Consider the following 18,505-nt stretch of genomic DNA (forward strand, 5'->3'; position numbering starts at 1 on the left):
CGCCGAGAGCTGCGGCGTCGCCCGCTACAGCCCCGTCGGGTGGTCGACGTAGGTGGTCTCCAGACCCCACTCCTCGGCCAGGTCCTGCAGGGCGCGGACGCCGAAGGTCTCGGTGGCGTAGTGGCCGCCGAGGAAGACGTTCACGCCGGCGTCGCGGGCCTGGTGGTACACCTTCCCTTTGCCCTCTCCCGTGACGAACGCGTCGACGCCGGCGTCGATGGCGTCTTCGAGCCAGTCGGCGCCGCCGCCGGTGACGACGGCCACGTCCTCGATCTCGTCGGGCCCGAAGTCGAAGTGCTGGACGCCCTCGCCGCCGGTGTCCAGTTCCGATTCGAGCAGCGTCGCCAGTTCGTCGGGAGCGAACGGCTCGGCGGCTCGGCCGCGCTGGCCGATGGTGACCGGGCCGATCTCGCCGAACGGCTCGCGGGCTTCGAGTTCGAGGAGGTCGGCGACGCCGGCGGCGTTGCCGAGGTCGTCGTGGCCGTCGAGCGGGAGGTGCATCGCGTACAGCGCGAGGTCGTGCTCGACGAGCGGGGCGATCCGGTCGTAGTCGAGTCCGGTGACGCGGTCGATGCCGCCCCAGGAGAGGCCGTGGTGGACGACCAGCAGGTCGGCGCCGCGCTCGACCGCCGCGTCGATGGTCGCACCGGCCGCGTCGACGGCGAACGCGACCGTCTCCACGTCGCCTTCGTCGGGGCCGACCTGGAGACCGTTGGCGCTGGCGTCCACGTCGGCGTACTCGCCGGGCGAGAGCCGCTCGTCGTAGCGCTCGCAGACTGTCGGGAGATCCATGCCCACCCGTTCGACCGAGGCCCCCCTATTCGTTGTGGGTTCGGAGCGCGCCGAGACGAGCGCGAGCGAACGGTACGGCGTCGTCGTCGCGGCGGTGTCGAGTGTCGCGGCGGTGTCAGGCGTCGCCGCCGTAGAGCTGGCCGTTCTCCTCGCGGAGGAGGTCGTGCTCGACCGCGAGGTCGATCACCTTCTCGCAGTCGCTCTGGGAGACCTGGTAGGCGTTGGCCGCGACGGTGACGAACTCCGCCTTGTCGACGGGGAACTCCCGGTTCTCCAGCAACCGCATCACCTTGGTGTTCTCCAGACGGCTCATCGAGACGCGGTGCTCGCCGTCGTCGTCCGAACCGGACGCGCCGTCGTCGTCGGACCCGGCGCCCGACCCCTCGTCGGACCCGCCGTCCGACGGACTCCCGCTCGACTGTCCGCCGGACCCGCTTCCGGATCCGGACTCGCCGGACCCGCTCCGGGCCGAGTCGTCGGCCAGCGGGTCGCTCGACTCGTCGCCGTCGGAGGCCGAGCCGCCGGTGGAAGCGTTCCCCGCGTCGTCGTCCTCGAACGCGTCGCCCGTCAGCGAACCCGAGTCGGAGTCGTCCTCGTCGTCGCCCTCGAACGCGCCGCCCGTGAGCGACCCCGTCTCCGACGGGCCGTCGTCCTCCTTGCGGAACCCGGCGCCGCGCGAGCGGGTGTACTTGCGCGCCTTCGACGGGCCGTCGCCGTCGTTCGACTCGCCCTCCGAATCGGACTCGTCGTCGGCCGCGCGGTCGTCGCCGAACTCCATGTCCGAGGCCTCGGCGGCCTCGTCGGCGGTCGACTCCTCGTCGCCCAGCGGCGTCAGGATCTCCTCGTCGTCGCCGAGCGTCGACTCGATGTCCCCCTGGGACGTGTCCCCCGCGGCCGCCGAGTCTCCCGAACCCGGCGACTCGTCCGGCTCGGTTCCGGCTGCCACGTCGCCGGCGTTCGCCTCGACGGCGTCGACGACGGTGTCGAGGACGGCGTCGAGCTTCCGCTGGCAGGTGCGACAGAGGACGACCGTCTTCTGGGCGTCCGTCCCGGGGTGGAGCGCCGACGGGACGACGGGGTGCTCTTCGAGCGTGGCGTCCAGCGCGGCGCCACAGAAGTAACATGACGAGAGTCGGTCCATGCCTCCACCCTGTATCTCGGCCGACGTAAAACAGTCGGTGCGACCCCCTGCCCCCTACCGATCCGCCGCGTGACCGTAGACGAACGCCCGCAGGAGTTTCGCCGCCAGCACCGCCGCCTGGCCGTCGTCGCGGTCGTTGACCTCGACCACGTCGAACCCCGACGCGCGCGGGGCGACCGCGCGGACCACTCGTCGGCCCTCACGGGGCTCGATACCGAACGGTTCCTTGGTTCCGGTCCCCGGCGCGTACGCCGGGTCGAACCCGTCGATGTCGACGCTGAGATACGCCGACTCGTCGGCGTCGAAGTCCGGCTCCCAGTCGGCCACGTCCGCGGGGTCGACGACCGTCACGTCCGCCTCGCTCGCCCGGTCCCACTCGGCCTCGCTCCCGGTGCGCGCGCCGAGGATCACGGCGCGGTCGGCGACGTCGAGGGCGTGGCGGGTCACCGTCGCGTGGCTGAGCGAGTCACCGGCGTAGGACTCCCGGAGGTCGAGGTGGGCGTCGAGACAGACGAACACGTCCGGGTCGACCGCTCGCACGCCGGCGACGGTCACGGTGTGTTCGCCGCCGACGAGCAGCGGGACGGCCCCCTCCTCGCGCAGGTCCGCACAGGCCCCGCGGAGGAAGGTGAGGTACTCCGCCGTGTCGGCGGTTGGGCCGATATCGCCGTGGTCGTAGACGGCCAGGTCAGAGAAGTTCAGGTCGGTACGGCGGTCGTAGTCGTCGAAGGCCTCGGCGTAGCGGCGGACGCGGCCGGGGCCAAAGCGGGCGCCGGGCTCGAACGAGGTGGAGGCGTCGAGCGGTGCGCCGACGAGCGCGTACGCTGCGTCGGCCCGCGCGGCGTCCGCGCCGGGGAACATCGCTACTCGGGCCTCAGACGATCTTGCGCTGCTCTTCCATCTCGAGGTACTCGATCTCGTCGTCGGGCTCCATCGAGACGCCGTCGGGGAGCGCGAGCGTGAACGTGTCGAACGTCTCCAGGTCCATGACCTGCGCCTCGTCGCCGCCGGAGGTCGAGACGACCTGCCCCTGCTTGCGGTTGATGATCGGGACGCGGATCTTCGCGTCGACCGGCTGGGAGAGGTTGCGCTTCTTGCCGTCGAAGACGCCCTCGGCCTCGACGCGAGCCTTCGCGCTGCCGTGTTTGCCGGGTTTCGCCGTGCTGTAGGCGTTGATCTTGCAGGCCACGTCGTCGATCATGACGTAGCTGCCTTCGTCCAGATCGCGGACCTCAACCTGCTTCGTTGCCATACCGCGCCGTTATCGAGCGACCGGTATAAACGGTACGGAACGCCTCCGGCCCGGAAATCCCGCGCACGGTCGCGGCGCGAGCGCCCGATCGCCGACGGGACTCGCTGCGCGGGTCCGAGTCGCCGTTCGTCGGGACGGCCCGCCCCAGGCACCCCGGGTCGCCCGCCGCGCGGGCGACGGAAGTCCCTTCCCTCCGGCGATCGAAGGCGTACCGTGACCGATTTCGGACCGGCGGAGACGCCCGAAGACCGCTTCTGGTCCGCGCTCAACGTCGGCGTCCTCGCGCTCGTGGCGGGGGCAGTGTCCGTCGCGCTCCACCGTTTCACGGGGAGTTGGCCGGCCGAGGCCGGTGGTGTGGTAGCCGTCGTCTTCGCGGTCGCCGGCGTCGCGCTCGTCGGCTACTCCGCCGCGCGTCGCGTCAGGTCCGGCGACCCCCTCGTCGGCTGAGTCGAGTCGGTCCGGCGCGCCGGGCGGCGCGAGCGAGGTCGCGGATCGCGACCCGCGGTCGCCGCCGGGTGTCCGCCAGGGCCTCACCGCCGCTCGCGGTCCCCTTCGCGCATGCTCTGGCGGGTGAACTGGGGCTGGGCGCGGATCCCCTTGCGGTCGCGGAAGGAGAGATACAGCAACAGGGCGACCAGCACCGTGAAGCCGACCGCGACGGCGGCGGCGACGAACTGCTCGAAGGCGACGAGGACCGCCGAGGAGAAGACGGCACTGGCCAGCACCATCCCGTAGATGAGCCGCTTGGCGACCCGGTCGAGGAGGCTCTGGGAGTCCCGGATGTCGACCTCGACCCGCAGGTCCTCGTTGATGGCCTGGTCGAGCGCCTCCTCCAGTTTCGGCGGCGTGCGGACGGCGGACTTGGTGGCCTCCTGAACCTCGTCGACGCGGTCCTCGACGTACTCGCGGGCGGTGTCGGCGAGGAAGCCCTGCTGGCGGAGGTAGCCCGTGGCCACGTCGATGAAGTCGAAGTCGGGGTCGAGCGTGACACAGACTCCTTCGACGACGGTCGCCACGCGGAGCACGAGGGCGAGGTTGGCCGGCAGGCGAAACGGGAAGTCGTAGATGGTGTCCTCGACCTGCTGGACGATCTGCTGGACGCGGTACTGCTCGATGTCCTCGCCGCGGGCGTCCGCGATGGCGAGTTCGAGCACGTCGGCCATCACCTTGCGGTCCGCTTCGGGGGAGAGCGTCCCCATCTCGACGAGCGTGTCGAGGATGGCCTGGATGTCCTGGTCGGCGACGGCGACGTAGAAGTCGACGATCTTGTCCTGGATGAACGGGTCGACGTAGCCGCTCATGCCGAAGTCGTAGAAGACGAGCGTCCCGTCGTCCTGCACCGCGAGGTTGCCCGGATGGGGGTCGGCGTGGAAGACGCCGTCCTCGATGATCATCTGGAGGTACGCCTCCTGGAGCGTCTCGGCCAGCTCCGTCCGGTCGAGGCGGCGGTCGTCCAGTTCGTCGATGTCGGTGATCTTCGTCCCGGGGACGTACTCCATCGTGAGCACCCGGTTCGTCGACCGACTCCCGTCGACCTCGGGGATCCGGATCCGGGAGTCGTCGGCGAAGTTCCCCTTGATCTCGGTGAGCATCTCCGCCTCGCGACCGTAGTCCATCTCCTCGCGGATCGTCTTGTCGAACTCGTCGGCGAGCGTCTGCAGCGAGAACGACCGCGACTCGTCGACGAAGTACATCAGGATCGGTAGCGACCAGCGGATCACCCGCAGATCCGACTCGATGAGGTCCTTGACGCCCGGCCGGCGCACCTTCACCGCCACCTCACCGTTCTCGGTCGTCCCGTAGTACACCTGGCCGAGGCTGGCTCCGCTGATGGCATCGGTGTCGAACTCGTCGAAGGCCTCGCCGACCGGGCCGACCTCCGCTTCCAGCACCTCCCGGGCGCGCTCCCAGTCGGCCGGCGGGACGCGGTCCTGCAGCTCCTCCAGTTCCTCGATGTACTCCGGCGGGAGCACGTCCGGCCGCGTCGAGAGCAGCTGGCCGAGCTTGATGAAGGTCGGCCCGAGCGTCAGGAGCGTGTCCAGCAGCACCCGCGCTCGCTCGCGGCGAGTCTCGGCGGAGACCGACCGGCCCCGGCCGAAGAAGAGGAACCGGTTGCGGTCCCGCGTGTACGCGATCAAGAGCGGCAGGAACTGCCACGTGACGACGACGAACCGCCAGTAGGCGCGTGGGTTCACGTGAATGGCTACTCGTCGATGGGGATCTGCGTCTCCGGCGCGGCCTCCGCTTTCGGCAGTTCGAGTTCGAGGACGCCCCGGTCGATCGACCCGGTGGCGCCGGCGCCGGTCACGCCCGGCGGGAGCGGAAGCTCGACGTCGAGGAACAGCGACCGTTCCTCCGCGACGTAGTCGAAGTCGGCGGGAACCGCCTTCTCGCGGCGCGCCTCGATGCGCAGGCGACTACCCTCGACCGCCGCGTCGACCGTCGGCTCGGTCGCGCCCGGCAGGTCCAGCACCAGCAGATACGCGTCGTCGCTCTCCAGCACGTCCGCGAACACCGCGTCGGGCAGGTCCCGGAGCGCATCACGCAACGTTGACATGAGCGAGGTTTAGGATGCGACGGCGTTAAACCCCGCGGTCGCACCCGCCCGACCGCGACGGCTCGGTCGCCCGCGGTCGGCCGCCACGGCGACGACCGACCGCTTATTGGCCGGGCGCCGAAACCACCGATATGGACGAACGACGCCGGTCGACGGCGGACCCGCCCGCGCTCGCGGCCGTTCGCGAGCGCCTCGACGAACTCGTCGCCCCCGTCGACCGGACCGAGACGCTGCCGGTCAGCACCGCCGTCGGCCGCACGCTCGCTTCGCCCGTCGCCGCCCGCCGTCCCGTCCCCGGGTTCGACCAGGCGGTCCGCGACGGCTTCGCCGTCCGCGCCGGCGACACCGAGGGCGCGACCGAGGGGGACCCCGCCGTGCTGGCCGTCGGGAGCGACCTCGACGCGAACGCGGCCGTCCGCGTCGACGCCGGACGGCCGCTCCCCGACGGCGCGACGGCCGTGGTCGGGACCGAATCGGTCGCCACCGCAGGGACGGAAACCGACCCGGCGACCGTCGACGGCGCCGACCTGTCGGTCACCGAGCCGGTCGAACCCGGCGAGGGCGTCCGGTCGACCGGGGCGGACGTGGCGGCCGAGGAGACGGTGCTGAGAGCGGGCGACCGGATCGGTCCGTCGGACCCCGCGCTCTGTACCGCGGTCGGGCGAACGCGCGTCGAGGTCCGCCAGCGGCCGACGGTCGGGATCGTCCCGGTCGGCGGCGGCCTGACCGGCGGCGACCCCGGACCCGGCGAGGTCGTCGAGACCGACGGGACGACCGCCGCCGAGTTCGTCGAGCGGGCCGGCGGGAAGGTCGTGCTGCGAGACCCCGTGGAACCGGAACCCTACGCCCTCAGACCCGCCGTCGAGCGCGACCTGACGAAGGACCTGCTCGTGACGGTCGGCGGGACCGGGGCCGGCGAGTCCGACCGGATCGTCGGCGTGATCGACGGCTTGGGCGACGTGCTCGTCGACGGCGTCGCGGTCGACCCCGCGGGGACGACTGCGTTGAGCGTCGTCCGCGAGCGCCCCGTGATTTCGATCCCGGGCGACCCCGTCGCGGCGTTCGTCGCGACGACGCGACTGGTCGCTCCCGCGGTGGCTCGACTGGCCGACCGCGAACCGCCCGAGCCGCGGACCGGAACCGCCGAACTCGACGGTCCGGTCGAGAGCGAACGCGGGGTCGAATCCGTCGTTCCGGTTACGCTCGACGGCGGAGGCGGGGTCGAGGACGGAAGTGGTGGCGAGACCGCGGCACCGGTCGCGTCTCCGGTGAGAGACGAACCGCTGTCGACGCTCGCGCGGGCGGACGGCTGGGTCGCGGTCGCGCCCGAGCACGAGCGCCTGGCCGCGGGCGAAACGGTTTCTGTCGAGCGCTGGGAGGCGTCGGTATGAGCGAGCGCAAGGAGTTCCGCGACCTGGCCGACCCCGAGCGGGCCCGCGAGGTGGTCGCCTCGCTGGACCTGTCGGCCGGCGCCGAGCGCGTGGCTCTCGAAGACGCCCGCGGCCGGGTCCTCGCCGAGCGAGTCGACGCGACGCTGGACGTGCCGGGGTTCGACCGCGCCGCGATGGACGGCTACGCCGTGCGAGCGACCGACACCTACGGCGCTGACGCCGACCCCGTCACCCTCCCGGTCGTCGGGAGCGTCCACGCCGGCGAGACCCCCGGCGTGACGCTCGATGACGGCCAGGCGGCCGAGATATCGACGGGCGCCGTCATGCCGGCGGGCGCCGACGCCGTGGTGATCGTCGAGCGAACCGAGGAACTGGACGGGGCGGCCGACGGGAACGGGGCGGGCGGTTCGGACGGCGACAGCGGCGACGACGCCGAAGGCGGCCGACGCGTGCGCATCGAAACCGCAGTCACCCCGGGCGAGAACGTCATGCTCGCCGGCGCGGACATCGCAGCCGGCGAGCGGGCGCTCGGTCCCGGGACGGAGCTGACCCCCCGCGAGATCGGGCTGCTGTCGGCGCTCGGCGTCGACGAGGTGCCGGTGCGGGCCGAGCCGCGAGTCGCTATCGTCTCGACGGGCGACGAACTCGTCCGTCCCGGCGACGACCTCGACCACCGGGCGGGCCAGATCCACGACGTGAACAGCTACGCCGTGGCGACCGCCGTCGAGGAGGCCGGCGGCGAACCGGTCGTCTACCCCCACGTCGGCGACGACACGGCCGCCATGGAGGAGACGCTCCTCGACGCCGCCGCCGACTGCGATCTGGTGTTGACCTCGGGGTCGACCAGCGCCAGCGCCGTCGACATGGTGTACCGCGTCGTCGAGGACCGCGGCGAACTCCTGTTGCACGGCGTCGCGATCAAGCCCGGGAAACCCATGCTGGTCGGTCGGATCGGCGGCGAGTCCGGCGACTCCGAGAGCGACGAGACGGTGCGGGACGGCGCCGCCTACGTCGGCCTGCCGGGCTACCCGGTGTCGGCGCTGACCATCTTCCGCACGTTCGTCGCGCCGGCGATCCGGTCGTCCGCGGGGCTCCCCGAGCCGCGGACCGCCAGCATCGACGGGGAGATGGCCGTCGCCGAGCGCACCGAGGAGGGGCGCCGGCGCCTGCTCGCGGTCGGGCTGGTCGAGGACGAGGCCGGGGAGACGCTGGTCTACCCCGTCGACAAGGGCAGCGGCGCGACGACGACGCTCACCGCGGCCGACGGCGTCGTCGACGTGCCGGCCGACACGAACCGCCTCTCGGCCGGGGAGCGGGTGACCGTCGACCTGTTCTCGCCGGACGTGCGCCCGCCGACGCTGCTGGGCGTCGGCGAGGACGATCCCGCGCTCTCGCGTGTCCTCGACCGACTGGACCGACCGCGATACCTCGCCCGGGGTTCGCGAGGCGGACTGCGTGAGCTGCGCGACGGTCTCCCCGACGTGGCCGTCGTCGCCGGCCCCTTCGACGCCGACGAGGAAGGCGTCGCCGACGCAGCGGACCTCGGCGGCTGGTCTCGGGAGTGGGGCCTGGTCGTCCCCGCCGGGAACCCCGAGGGCGTGACGGGGCCCGCGGATCTGGTCGACCGCGACCTGTCGTTCGTGAATCGGGGGACCGAGTCGGGACTGCGGACGAGCCTCTCGAACGCGCTGGCCGACCTGGCCGACGACCGCGGGGTCGACCGGCAGGCAGTCACGGAGTCGATTTCGGGGTTCGACCGCGCCGCGCGAGCCTTCGAGAGCCCCGCCAGGTCGGTGGCCGCCGGGGACGCCGACGCGGGACTGGGGCTGCGCGCGACGGCCGCGAAACTGGGGCTCGGCTTCGTCCCCGTCGGCTCCCAGTCCGTTCGAGTGCTGGCGAACCCCGACCGACTGGAGAAGGCGAGCGTGCGGGAACTGGACGGACTGCTGGAAGACGTATCCCGGGTGCTGGACGGGCTCGACGGGTTCGAGCGCCGGTGACGCCGGTGCGGGTCGGCCGAACGACGATGCGGCGGAACGCATCACAGCGCATTTCTCCGCGGAGCGCGGACGCCCGACCGTGACCGACGCACACAGACGCGTGGCGGTGGCCGAGCGGGCGGCCCGGGCGGGCGGCGCCGTCGCCCGGCAGGCGTTCCGCGGGGACCTGGCGGTCGAGACGAAGTCGGACAAGAACGACCTGGTAACCGAATCCGACCGGGACGCCCAGCGACAGGTCGTCTCGACGCTGCGCGCGGAGTTCCCGAACGACGCGATCGTGGGCGAGGAGGAGGCGGTGCCGGTAGGGCCGACCGGCGAGGAGACGGAGATCCTGTCGGAAGTCCCCGAGAGCGGGGACACGTGGGTGGTCGACCCGATCGACGGGACGGCGAACTTCGCGCGCGGACTGCGCACCTGGGGGACGGCGGTCGCGGCCGTGGCCGGCGGCGACCTCGCCGCGGCGGCCGTCTACCTGCCGGCGACCGAGGACATGTACGCCGCGGGGGCCGAGACGGGCACCCGGAACGGGTCGGCGCTGTCGGTCAGCGACCGCACGGACCCGGAGACGTTCGCGGTCGCGCCGGTCGGCCGCTTCGAGCGCGGGAGCGGCGACGAACTGGGTGACATCGCCGAGGCGGTCGTCGACGAACTGGGCGACTTCCGACGGTTCGGGAGCATGCAGGCGACGCTGTCGTTCGTCGCGAGCGGCGAACTCGACGCGGCGTTCTCGACGTACACGCCCGACCCGTGGGACTCGCTGGCCGGGATCCACCTCGTCCGGCGGGCCGGCGGGACGGTCACCGACCTGGCGGGCGAGCCGTGGAGCCGGGACAGCGAGGGGATCGTCGCGAGCAACGGCGAGGCCCACGAGGCGGTCCGCGCGGTCGCGCGAGCGGCCGGATCGGACTGACGGGGGACGGGGGCGCGAGCGGTCGCGGGGGGACACCGGCCGAGGGCGGCGAGCGGTCGTGCCGGCACGGCGCCCACGACCGGAAGGCTAAACAGCGAGACGCGCGGGGTACCGGCCATGGAGAACGAGCAGGTCCTGACGGAGCGGACCTGGCTGGGGGCGTTCGTCGCGCTTGTGGCGGCGCTCGTAGTCGGGTCCGTCGTCGCCACCGAGCGCGTCTACGACCGGTTCATCTGGCGGTACTTCTGGGGGCCGATCTACTCGGACGCCAACAACGCCCGCTGTGCGGTCCTGGGCGACGGCGGGATCGAGCTGCTGGGCACGGACGCGGCCTGCCGAGCGGCGACCGGCGTCGTCGCCGAGACCGGCTATACGACCGTCTCGACGTTCGGCTACATGGCCGTGCTCGTGTTCATGCTCGGCGGGGTCTACCTGCTGCTCGACCGGCTGGACGTGGGCGGGGACAAGCGACTGTTCCTCTCGCTGGTCCCGTTCATGCTGTTCGGCGGCGCGGTCCGGGTCGTCGAGGACGCGACCGACGCCGCGGTCGCCGCGGGCGTCGAACCCGTCATCAGCTACCCGCTGAACGTGCTGTTCATCAGCCCGATCATCTACGTGACGGTGTTCCTGGTCACGCTGGCGGCCCTGCTCGCGAGCATGTGGCTCGAATCCCGGGAGATGGTCCGCAACCGGTACCGCGCGCTGGCCGGGTTCGGCCTCGGGATACTCGCGCTCACGCTCGCCTATCTCTTCTTCGTCGCCTTCACCCGCGAGTACGTCTCCTTCTACCCGCAGATCCTGCTCGTCGACGTGGGGCTGGCGTCGGTGCTGGCCTACCTGCTGTACGTCGGCGCCGACCGCTACGAGCCCGAGATCAACGCGGGGACGGGGATCGTCGGACTGGGGATCCTCTGGGCGCACGCGATCGACGGCGTGGCCAACGTCGTCGCGGCCGACTGGCTGCCCGAGCTGGGCCACCCGATCGAGGCCTACGGCGCGAAACACGTCGCCAACCGGGCGATCATCGACGTGACCCAGGCGGTCCAGCCGCCGTCGCTGTCGGCGGTCATCGGGACCTCCTGGCCGTTCCTGTTCGTGAAACTCGCCGTCGCGCTGGGGATCGTGTGGCTGTTCGACGAGCGGATCTTCGAGGAGAGCCCCCGCTACGCCGTGCTCCTGCTCGTCGCGGCCGCGGCCGTCGGACTCGGGCCGGGAACCCGGGACATCCTCCGCGTCACGTTCGCGATCTGAACGGGACCGGCGCCTCACTGTTCGCGAGGCGGTCGCTGTCGAACCTGTCGAAAGCCGACGGAGAATCCCGACCGTCAGACCGTTTCGAGCGCCGACTCGGGGTAGTAGCGACTACCGCAGGTCGGGCACTCGGCCACGGTCACCTCGCCGCCCGTCGCGGGCGACACCACGTTCGTCCGCACCAGTTTTCGGTCGCAGTCTGTACACGGGAGGTCGAACTCGGATACCATGATACGCTCCTCTGACGGTCCGCTTCGGGCCTGCAGAAGCGACGCCAGGTGCCGTGTGAACGATGAACACCCGACGGCATAAATTCTCGCATTAGTCGGTTTCGTTGCATATTCCGCGCTGTCCCCGGGTTACAAAAATCGGGGCGGGCGACGGGGCCAGAGCGGGGGGCCGGCCGTCAGAAAGGGGTGGTCAGGGGTAGGGGTGGTGGTCGCGGTCGAGCGCGGGTTCGAAGCCCATGTCGGCGGGGACCGAGCGGGCGCGCTCGCCGAAGTACGGGTCGCCGAAGAACAGCGGCTGGGCGCTCGGGACGACGACGCGGACGGCCTCGAAGCCGAGTCGCTGCACGTCTCTCGTCGTCGTCCGGGCGGCGTAGGCGGCACAGCCGGCGTCGACGACCCGGTCGAGGACGGCGTCGAGGTGGGCGCCGCCCTCTGGGACCGTCTCGGGGCCGACGGAGGCCGCGTCGACGGTCGTCTCGGGGCTGACGAACTCCTCGGCGGCCGGCGGGCGGTCGGCGTAGCGGCCGATGGCGCCGTCGGTCTCGGCGGCGCCCTCCCGGCCCATCCCGTCGAGCTCGACCCAGTTCTGGACGGCCTCGGCCAGCGCGTCGCGGGCGGCGCGGCCGGCGTCGAGGTCGGCGGCCGTCCCGAGCGCGAGCTTCGGCCACTCCTCGCGGGTGACGGCGACCGCGACGACGGGCACGTCCACGTCCTGCGTGAGCAGGAGCGCGGTCGCGTCGAGCCCCTCGGCGCCGGCGCGGGCGGCCAGCCGCTCGTAACCGGGGTCGGCAACGTCCAGTCCGAGGGGGTCGTACGTCGAGTACCAGGCGATGGTCGTCGCGTCGCGCTCGACGACCTCGTACAGCCCCGAGAGCAGCGCCTCGACGGAGGAGTTCCCGAGACCGAGCCCGGTGGTGACCGCCGGCCGGATCGTCCGCTCGGGCGGCGGGTAGTGGACGACCTCGGCGGGCAGGGAGACCGGGGCCTCGGTGACGAGATCCGTCCCGCGGACCCAGGGGCGCTCGGCGCGGTCGCCGCCCGAATCGGTTCCGCCGCCTTCGGCTCCGACCCAGCCCTCCGGCCGGACGAACTCCGAGGGCGCCACGGCGTCCGCGAGGTCGGCCGCGGCGGCGGTCTTGAACTCCCGACCGTGGTAGACCCCGGCGCAGTAGCGCTCGTAGGCCTCGCCGAGCGCCTTCATGAACGCGGCGTCCCAGCCGGGGTCGACGCCGGCGGCCTGCCGCGAGGCGGTCGCGTCCGCGAACGCGCCGGTGTCGCAGACCTGGGCGAGGTAGTACGGCGCAGGGTAGGACTCGGCCTCGCCGACCTGAGTGACGACGCCGACGCGGTCGTCGAGCCCGCGCTCGGCCCGCGAGAGCGACCGCTCCACGTCGCGGTCGAGGTGGCCGCGGTCGAGCACGCGGTCGCGGCCCTCGCCGCACTCACAGCCCGGCACGGGGAGGAACTCCCGCTCGGTGTGCGGGAGTTCGACCACGGTTCCGAGCGGGTCGGCCTCGGCGGGGTCGAGCAACTGGGTGGCTCGGCGGCCGGCGACGGCGCCGGCGAAGCGGACGGTCGCGTCGGCCGGCGCGGCCGTCGGGTCGGCGTCGGGGTCGGCGTTCGACTCGACGCGCGCGGCGAGACACCGGTAGCAGGCGCCCTCCGGGTCGAACGCCGCGACGGAGGCGTCGACGACCGGCACGCCGCCGACCCCGCCGAGCTCGACCGCGAGCCAGGGGACCCCCGACTCACGCGCCCGGTCGTTCGCTCGCTCGAACGTCGCCGCGCCGGCCCGGTCGACCACCACGGCCAGCCGCGTCCCGTGGTCGAACGCCGCGCTCTCGGGCCGGTCGAGCGGTTCGTCCGCGTCGCCCAGCGCCGCCGCGACCGCGTCGGCGGCGGGGCCGGAACCGACGAGTTCGACTGTCATGCCAGCCCGGAGGGAGCGGCGGGTAGAAAAGCCCGGGGACTCGTCCGGCCGCGCCGTCCCGGGGGCCGTCCGCGGGCCGGCGCGCTCGCGGCGACGCTCACTCGTCCAGTCGCTCCTGGGCGACCGCACCCAGTTCCGGCAGGTCGAGGTCGCGCACGTCCTCGGCCAGCCGGAGCCGCAGGCGCGGTCGGCCCACGTCGATTGGCACCTTCTCCGTGGTGACGAGGCCGCTGTCCTCCAGTCGGGTCTTCATCCGCGAGAAGGTGGCCTTGCTCGCCAGGCCCACGTCCTCGCCCCACTTGCTCATGTCGTAGAGCAACTGCCCGTTGCGCGCGGCGACCAGCAGGGCGATCGCGACCTCGCCCAGTCCCTCGCCGTCACCTTTCGCGACCGTCAGCGAGTCGAGCAGGCCGTCGAAGTCCTCGGCGGTGTCGGCGCCGATGTCGGCCGCCAGCGTCTCGCGGACCGCCGACAGCGGGGGCGTCCGCAGCGAGTACGCCTCGGCGTCGGTCCACTCGCGCTCGTAGCGCCCGCGCATGTCCTCGACGAAGGCGTCGTCGGTGGTCGTCAGGCCGCCGACCCGGTCGTCGGCCGCGACCAGCGAGACGACCGCCGACTCGGTCACCAGCAGCGACGCCTCGGGGGCCTCCGCCAGCACCCGCAGCTCCAGCGTCCCGGCGTCGACGAGGTCGGCGGCGTGGCCCGCGACGATGAAGTCCGCGAGCACGTCCTTGATCGGGTCGCCGGGTGCGAGCAGCCGAACGGTCGGCCGCGCCTCCACCTCGTGTAGCCCGAATATCAGCTCGGAGATAGTCTCGCGCGTCGGGTTGACCGCGTAGACGACGCCGCTACTGTCCCGAAAGACGCCAGCCAGAACGGCACCCACGTCGGCTTCGAGAAAGTTCGAACTCATCTGATAGCTATGGTATTTCGCATTATCACACTTAATTTTACCGCCAGTACTCGCTGAATTGACCCGAAAGGGCTCCCAGGCCGACGATACGTCGCGATCCCGCCCGGGAAGGGGCGAGAACCGGGTTCGGGGCCTCCGGCGGGACCGTCGGCGCGGGCTCGGTCGCTCGCCGAAAAGGTAGATTATTGACGGGGCGTCGCGGACACTCATGTACCATGAACTACGACACGGTCCGGTCGGTGGACCCGGCGGTCGCGGACGCGCTGGAGGCGGAGGTCGACCGCCAGGGCGACACACTGGCGATGATCGCGAGCGAGAACCACGTCAGCGAGGCGGTGCTCGAAGCCCAGAGCTCGGTGCTGACGAACAAGTACGCCGAGGGCTACCCCGGTTCGCGCTACTACGGCGGCTGCGAGCACGCCGACACCGTCGAACAGCTCGCCATCGACCGCGCGAAGGAGCTGTGGGGCGCCGAGTACGTCAACGTCCAGCCCCACTCGGGCTCGCAGGCCAACATGGCCGTCTACACCGCGATGCTGGAGCCCGGCGACAAGATCCTCTCGCTGGACCTGACTCACGGCGGCCACCTCAGCCACGGCCACCCCAAGAACTTCGCCGGGCAGGTCTACGAGGTCGAGAACTACGAGGTCGACGAGGAGACCGGCCGCATCGACTTCGACGAGGTCCGCGCCCACGCCGAGGAGTTCGACCCGGACATGATCGTCTCGGGCTTCTCCGCGTACCCCCGCGAGGTGCAGTGGGAGGAGTTCCAGGCTATCGCCGACGACGTGGACGCCTACCACCTGGCCGACATCGCGCACATCACCGGCCTGGTCGCCGCCGGCGTCCACGAGTCGCCGGTCGGCGTCGCGGACTTCGTCACGGGCTCGACGCACAAGACCATCCGCGCCGGCCGGGGCGGCATCGTCATGGCCGACGAGGAGTACGGCGACGCCGTCGACTCGGCGATCATCCCCGGCACACAGGGCGGCCCGCTCATGCACAACATCGCCGGCAAGGCCGTCGGCTTCGAGGAGGCCCTCCAGCCTCACTTCGAGGAGTACGCCGAGCAGACCGTCAAGAACGCGGAGGCGCTGGCCGACCACCTGCGCGAGCACGGCTTCTCGCTGGTCTCCGGCGGCACCGACAACCACCTCGTCCTCGTGGACCTGCGCGATTCGCACCCGGACGTGACCGGCAAGCAGGCCGAGGAAGCGCTGGAGGACGTGGGGATCGTCCTCAACGCCAACACGGTTCCCGGCGAGACGCGCTCGCCGTTCGTCGCCTCGGGCATCCGCGCGGGCACGCCGGCCCTGACGACTCGCGGCTTCGACGAGGACGCCTGCGAGACCGTCGGCCACTGCATCGCCGAGGTCATCGACAACCCCGACGACGAGGACGTCAAGGCCGAGGTCGCCGAGATCGTCCAGGGCCTGTGCGAGGAGTACCCGCTGTACGGCGAGGACAGCGACGGCCTCGTCTTCGAGTAACCGACTCGTTCTCGCGGCCGGCCCGGCTCGGTCTCTGACCTACCGCGGTTCGTCCGAGCGGATCCCCTCGCTTCGGTGGACCAGTTCGCCGTCGACCCTGATCGCGCCCGTCCCGTCGACGGTCACGGAGTGGTCGGGCACCTCGAAGGCCAGTTCCCACTCCCCGCGGTCCATCGCCGCCAGCGAGCGGACGGCGTCGGTCGAGACGTGCTCGTGCAGCGAGAAGTCGAGCTCGTGCGGTTCGACGCCCTCGACCGCGGCGACCGCCCGGACGATGTTCAGAGCGGGGTCGCCGGTATCGGTCACGATTCACACCCCTGTCGTTGCTCCCCCAGCCGCTGGCACGACTCGCTGAGCTGGGGCGGGATCTCGTCGGCGTGTTCCTGCAGCGCCTCGAAGACGGTGGCGACCTCCTCGAAGGACGGTCCGCGACGCACCCGCAGCGGCTCGCGGTCCCACTCGACGAAGCCGTGTTCCGCCAGCGCCGGCAGGTGCGAGTGGACCAGGTCGAGATACAGTTTCTCCGGGTCCCGGAGCAGGTACGGCGGGTTAGCCGCCTCGGGGAGTGACAGCTCCCGACCGGGCGGCGCCTCCATCAGCGCGACGACCATCTGCCTGCGGGGCTCCGCCGCGAGCGATCCGAACACCCTGTTCCACCGCTCGATCATCTCCGCAGCACGCTCTTTGCGGTCGGCGGACATGCAGTAATATTTGCTAGCTTGCCACATACAACTTGGGGACCCACTCGCGCTCGCACTCGCACTCGCACTCGCACTCGCGCTGGCGGTCGGCGCGCTCGCGAGACACGCTTTTGGGCGAGCCGACCGGAACGGATCACATGACCGACGGTCCTCCCCGAAACCGGCGGGCGCTCCTCCGACTGAGCGCGCTGGCGGTCGCCGGGGTCGCGGGCTGTGCGACCTTCGAGTCCGGGAGCGAGACGGACACGGCGGAGGGAGAACCAGGCGCGGCCGACGGCGGGGATGCCTCCGGAACGGCCGAACCGCGGGCGCCGACCGAGCGGGCGAACGCCTCGACGGCCGCGTCCGACTCTCAGTCAGGAACGGCCGCGGAAACGCCGGATCTCGACCTCCGGGAAGCCAACGTCACCGCGGTCGAGGTCGAGTCGGCGGGCGACGGCGCGTATCGCTTCTCGGTGACGCTGTACCACGACGACGACGGCGAGGACGGCTACGCGAACTGGTGGCAGGTCGAGACCCTCGACGGCGAGCGCCTCGGCCGCCGGGAACTCCTGCACGCTCACTCCACCGCGCCGTTCACCCGCTCGGCGACGGTCGAGATCCCGGACGGGACGGCCTGCGTCGTCGTCCGCGGCCACGACGAAACCCACGGCTACGGGGGTCGGGCGATGCTGGTGACGGTCGACGGCGGCGCGACCCGCGCGGTCGACCAGGGGTCCGAGAAGCGGTCGCTCGCCGACCGGGCGTGTCCCTGAGGAGGGGGCGGTCGGCGGTCGCCGTGCGGTCGCGGACGCCCGCCCACGGCCCCGCTCGCGGTCGCTCGGCCGCAGACGGGCCGTTTATCCCGGTCGGTACCCGAGTCACGGGTATGACCGACCTCGACGACGCCGACCGGGCGATCCTCAACGCCTACCAGGGCGGGTTCCCGGTCGTCGCGGACCCCTACGAGCCGGCGGCCGAGGCGCTCCGGGAGCGCGGCGTGGACGTGAGCGCAGCGGCGCTGCACGAGCGCCTCGCGGCGATGGACGAAGACGGCGTCCTCACGCGGTTCGGCGCGCTGATCAACGCGGAAGCCATCGGCGGCACGGCGACGCTCGTCGCGATGCACGCCCCCGAAGAGCGCTTCGACGAGGTGGCCGAGCAAGTCAACGCCCACGCCGAAGTCGCGCACAACTACGAGCGCGAACACCCCCACCTCAACATGTGGTTCGTCGTCAGCGTCGCCGACGAGGACCGCGTCGACGAGGTGCTCGCCGAGATCGAGGACGAGACCGGCCAGGAGACGTACAACCTGCCGAAACAGCGGGAGTTCCACGTCGGCGCGAAGTTCCCCGTCGAGGGCCCGCTCGAAGACAGCGACGGCGGGATCGACCTGTCGGGTCTGGGTCCCGACGTGGAACCCGAAGACCGCGACGGCCTGACCCCGCGGGAACGGGACCTCGTGGTCGAGATCCAGGGCGGCCTGCCGACGACGCGGACCCCCTACGAGGACGTGGCCGACGCGCTCGACGAGGACGTCGAGTGGGTGTTGGAGACGATCAAGCGCTTCGACGCCGAGGGGAAGGTCCGCCGGGTCGGGGCCGTTCCGAACCACTACTCGCTGGGCTACTCCGAGAACGGGATGACCGTCTGGGACGTGCCCGACGAGGTCGTCGACGAGGTGGGCGAGGAGATCGCCGCCTTCGACTTCGTGACCCACTGCTACCGGCGCCCGCGCCACGAGGGCGTCTGGCCGTACAACTTCTTCGCGATGACCCACGGCCGCAGCGAGGACGAGAGCGAGCGGCGGGTCGAAGAGATCCGCGAGACGATGGCCGACCACTGGGACGTGACCGACGAGGACTGGGACACCCTGTTCTCGACGGGCATCCTGAAGAAGACGGGCATCCGCATCGAGGAACGCGCCGACGCGAATACGGCCTGAGGACGACGCACGGAGAATCCACT

The 18,505-nt window shown here is 71.8% G+C and carries 19 protein-coding genes; 8 read left to right on the forward strand and 11 right to left on the reverse strand.

The genetic code is table 11. The features are described from left to right. Nucleotides 1–24: 24 nt before the first annotated feature. From HZS54_RS21790 to HZS54_RS21805, 4 genes are all read right to left on the reverse strand, one after another. Nucleotides 25–792 carry a Nif3-like dinuclear metal center hexameric protein gene (locus HZS54_RS21790; RefSeq protein ID WP_179919203.1) on the reverse strand — a complete coding sequence of 256 codons (768 nt, stop codon included), beginning with the start codon at nucleotides 790–792 and terminating at the stop codon, nucleotides 25–27. 115 nt (nucleotides 793–907) lie between these two features. Continuing rightward, a complete protein-coding gene (locus HZS54_RS21795; RefSeq protein WP_179919204.1) occupies nucleotides 908–1,933 on the reverse strand; it encodes a hypothetical protein in 1,026 nt (341 codons plus the stop codon). Between the two features lie 54 nt (nucleotides 1,934–1,987). After that, the gene (speB, locus tag HZS54_RS21800) at nucleotides 1,988–2,794 is read right to left on the reverse strand and encodes an agmatinase (RefSeq protein ID WP_179919205.1); all 807 of its coding nucleotides are present in this window, start codon (nucleotides 2,792–2,794) and stop codon (nucleotides 1,988–1,990) included. Nucleotides 2,795–2,807: 13 nt separating this feature from the next. Next, the gene (locus HZS54_RS21805; protein WP_179919206.1) at nucleotides 2,808–3,185 is read right to left on the reverse strand and encodes a translation initiation factor IF-5A; all 378 of its coding nucleotides are present in this window, start codon (nucleotides 3,183–3,185) and stop codon (nucleotides 2,808–2,810) included. 213 nt (nucleotides 3,186–3,398) lie between these two features. Between HZS54_RS21805 and HZS54_RS21810 the strand changes: the two genes are divergently transcribed. Beyond that, nucleotides 3,399–3,632, forward strand: a complete 234-nt coding sequence (locus HZS54_RS21810; protein WP_179919207.1) for a hypothetical protein — start codon at nucleotides 3,399–3,401, stop codon at nucleotides 3,630–3,632. An 83-nt stretch (nucleotides 3,633–3,715) separates the two neighbouring features. On the opposite strand, the gene HZS54_RS21815 is transcribed toward HZS54_RS21810, so the two are convergent. Both HZS54_RS21815 and HZS54_RS21820 read right to left on the reverse strand, forming a co-directional pair. Continuing rightward, nucleotides 3,716–5,380: an ABC1 kinase family protein gene (locus HZS54_RS21815; RefSeq protein WP_179919208.1), complete on the reverse strand. Its 1,665-nt coding sequence runs from the start codon at nucleotides 5,378–5,380 to the stop codon at nucleotides 3,716–3,718. 8 nt (nucleotides 5,381–5,388) lie between these two features. After that, a complete protein-coding gene (locus HZS54_RS21820; RefSeq protein ID WP_179919209.1) occupies nucleotides 5,389–5,742 on the reverse strand; it encodes an Hsp20/alpha crystallin family protein in 354 nt (117 codons plus the stop codon). Between the two features lie 131 nt (nucleotides 5,743–5,873). Here HZS54_RS21820 and HZS54_RS21825 point away from each other — a divergent pair, with 131 nt between their 5' ends. The 4 genes from HZS54_RS21825 to HZS54_RS21840 all read left to right on the forward strand — a co-directional run bounded on the left by HZS54_RS21825 (nucleotide 5,874) and on the right by HZS54_RS21840 (nucleotide 11,294). After that, nucleotides 5,874–7,133 (forward strand): molybdopterin-binding protein, encoded by a 1,260-nt coding sequence (locus tag HZS54_RS21825; RefSeq protein ID WP_179919210.1) that lies wholly within the window; start codon nucleotides 5,874–5,876, stop codon nucleotides 7,131–7,133. After that, nucleotides 7,130–9,133 (forward strand): molybdopterin biosynthesis protein, encoded by a 2,004-nt coding sequence (locus HZS54_RS21830; RefSeq protein WP_179919211.1) that lies wholly within the window; start codon nucleotides 7,130–7,132, stop codon nucleotides 9,131–9,133. Before HZS54_RS21825 ends, HZS54_RS21830 begins: the two co-directional genes overlap by 4 nt. Before the next feature lie 79 nt (nucleotides 9,134–9,212). Next, nucleotides 9,213–10,043: an inositol monophosphatase family protein gene (locus HZS54_RS21835; RefSeq protein WP_179919212.1), complete on the forward strand. Its 831-nt coding sequence runs from the start codon at nucleotides 9,213–9,215 to the stop codon at nucleotides 10,041–10,043. A 117-nt stretch (nucleotides 10,044–10,160) separates the two neighbouring features. Next, complete coding sequence (locus HZS54_RS21840) at nucleotides 10,161–11,294, forward strand: DUF63 family protein (RefSeq protein WP_179919213.1); 1,134 nt, start codon at nucleotides 10,161–10,163, stop codon at nucleotides 11,292–11,294. 74 nt (nucleotides 11,295–11,368) lie between these two features. On the opposite strand, the gene HZS54_RS21845 is transcribed toward HZS54_RS21840, so the two are convergent. The 3 genes from HZS54_RS21845 to tbsP form a co-directional block, all read right to left on the reverse strand. Beyond that, nucleotides 11,369–11,524: a hypothetical protein gene (locus tag HZS54_RS21845; protein WP_179919214.1), complete on the reverse strand. Its 156-nt coding sequence runs from the start codon at nucleotides 11,522–11,524 to the stop codon at nucleotides 11,369–11,371. A gap of 190 nt (nucleotides 11,525–11,714) precedes the next feature. Further along, on the reverse strand, nucleotides 11,715–13,454 hold the full coding sequence (locus tag HZS54_RS21850) for a YcaO-like family protein (RefSeq protein WP_179919215.1): 1,740 nt from the start codon (nucleotides 13,452–13,454) through the stop codon (nucleotides 11,715–11,717). A gap of 97 nt (nucleotides 13,455–13,551) precedes the next feature. Further along, nucleotides 13,552–14,367 carry a transcriptional regulator TbsP gene (tbsP, locus tag HZS54_RS21855; RefSeq protein WP_179919216.1) on the reverse strand — a complete coding sequence of 272 codons (816 nt, stop codon included), beginning with the start codon at nucleotides 14,365–14,367 and terminating at the stop codon, nucleotides 13,552–13,554. 215 nt (nucleotides 14,368–14,582) lie between these two features. Between tbsP and glyA the strand changes: the two genes are divergently transcribed. Continuing rightward, nucleotides 14,583–15,857 (forward strand): serine hydroxymethyltransferase, encoded by a 1,275-nt coding sequence (glyA, locus tag HZS54_RS21860; protein ID WP_179919217.1) that lies wholly within the window; start codon nucleotides 14,583–14,585, stop codon nucleotides 15,855–15,857. A gap of 39 nt (nucleotides 15,858–15,896) precedes the next feature. Here the strand turns inward: glyA and HZS54_RS21865 are convergent, their stop codons facing one another. Beyond that, nucleotides 15,897–16,163 carry a HalOD1 output domain-containing protein gene (locus HZS54_RS21865; RefSeq protein ID WP_218927093.1) on the reverse strand — a complete coding sequence of 89 codons (267 nt, stop codon included), beginning with the start codon at nucleotides 16,161–16,163 and terminating at the stop codon, nucleotides 15,897–15,899. Next, nucleotides 16,160–16,558 (reverse strand): hypothetical protein, encoded by a 399-nt coding sequence (locus HZS54_RS21870; protein WP_179919218.1) that lies wholly within the window; start codon nucleotides 16,556–16,558, stop codon nucleotides 16,160–16,162. The genes HZS54_RS21865 and HZS54_RS21870 overlap by 4 nt, the downstream gene beginning before the upstream one ends. Before the next feature lie 137 nt (nucleotides 16,559–16,695). Between HZS54_RS21870 and HZS54_RS21875 the strand changes: the two genes are divergently transcribed. Further along, entirely contained in the window at nucleotides 16,696–17,313 is a 618-nt protein-coding gene (locus HZS54_RS21875) for a hypothetical protein (protein ID WP_179919219.1), read from the forward strand. A gap of 113 nt (nucleotides 17,314–17,426) precedes the next feature. Further along, entirely contained in the window at nucleotides 17,427–18,482 is a 1,056-nt protein-coding gene (ahbB, locus tag HZS54_RS21880; RefSeq protein WP_179919220.1) for a siroheme decarboxylase subunit beta, read from the forward strand. Nucleotides 18,483–18,505 lie beyond the last annotated feature (23 nt).

Origin of the sequence: Halosimplex pelagicum (assembly GCF_013415905.1) — an archaeon.
In the GTDB taxonomy this organism is placed as follows: Archaea; Halobacteriota; Halobacteria; order Halobacteriales; family Haloarculaceae; genus Halosimplex; species Halosimplex pelagicum.

Bases quoted from the DNA above. Each gene is read 5' to 3' on its own strand.
- HZS54_RS21790 (WP_179919203.1), bottom strand. From the start codon at position 792: ATGGATCTCCCGACAGTCTGCGAGCGCTACGACGAGCGGCTCTCGCCC.
- HZS54_RS21795 (WP_179919204.1), bottom strand. From the start codon at position 1,933: ATGGACCGACTCTCGTCATGTTACTTCTGTGGCGCCGCGCTGGACGCC.
- speB (WP_179919205.1), bottom strand. From the start codon at position 2,794: ATGTTCCCCGGCGCGGACGCCGCGCGGGCCGACGCAGCGTACGCGCTC.
- HZS54_RS21805 (WP_179919206.1), bottom strand. From the start codon at position 3,185: ATGGCAACGAAGCAGGTTGAGGTCCGCGATCTGGACGAAGGCAGCTAC.
- HZS54_RS21820 (WP_179919209.1), bottom strand. From the start codon at position 5,742: ATGTCAACGTTGCGTGATGCGCTCCGGGACCTGCCCGACGCGGTGTTC.
- HZS54_RS21825 (WP_179919210.1), top strand. From the start codon at position 5,874: ATGGACGAACGACGCCGGTCGACGGCGGACCCGCCCGCGCTCGCGGCC.
- HZS54_RS21830 (WP_179919211.1), top strand. From the start codon at position 7,130: ATGAGCGAGCGCAAGGAGTTCCGCGACCTGGCCGACCCCGAGCGGGCC.
- HZS54_RS21840 (WP_179919213.1), top strand. From the start codon at position 10,161: ATGGAGAACGAGCAGGTCCTGACGGAGCGGACCTGGCTGGGGGCGTTC.
- HZS54_RS21845 (WP_179919214.1), bottom strand. From the start codon at position 11,524: ATGGTATCCGAGTTCGACCTCCCGTGTACAGACTGCGACCGAAAACTG.
- HZS54_RS21850 (WP_179919215.1), bottom strand. From the start codon at position 13,454: ATGACAGTCGAACTCGTCGGTTCCGGCCCCGCCGCCGACGCGGTCGCG.
- tbsP (WP_179919216.1), bottom strand. From the start codon at position 14,367: ATGAGTTCGAACTTTCTCGAAGCCGACGTGGGTGCCGTTCTGGCTGGC.
- glyA (WP_179919217.1), top strand. From the start codon at position 14,583: ATGAACTACGACACGGTCCGGTCGGTGGACCCGGCGGTCGCGGACGCG.
- HZS54_RS21870 (WP_179919218.1), bottom strand. From the start codon at position 16,558: ATGTCCGCCGACCGCAAAGAGCGTGCTGCGGAGATGATCGAGCGGTGG.
- HZS54_RS21875 (WP_179919219.1), top strand. From the start codon at position 16,696: ATGACCGACGGTCCTCCCCGAAACCGGCGGGCGCTCCTCCGACTGAGC.
- ahbB (WP_179919220.1), top strand. From the start codon at position 17,427: ATGACCGACCTCGACGACGCCGACCGGGCGATCCTCAACGCCTACCAG.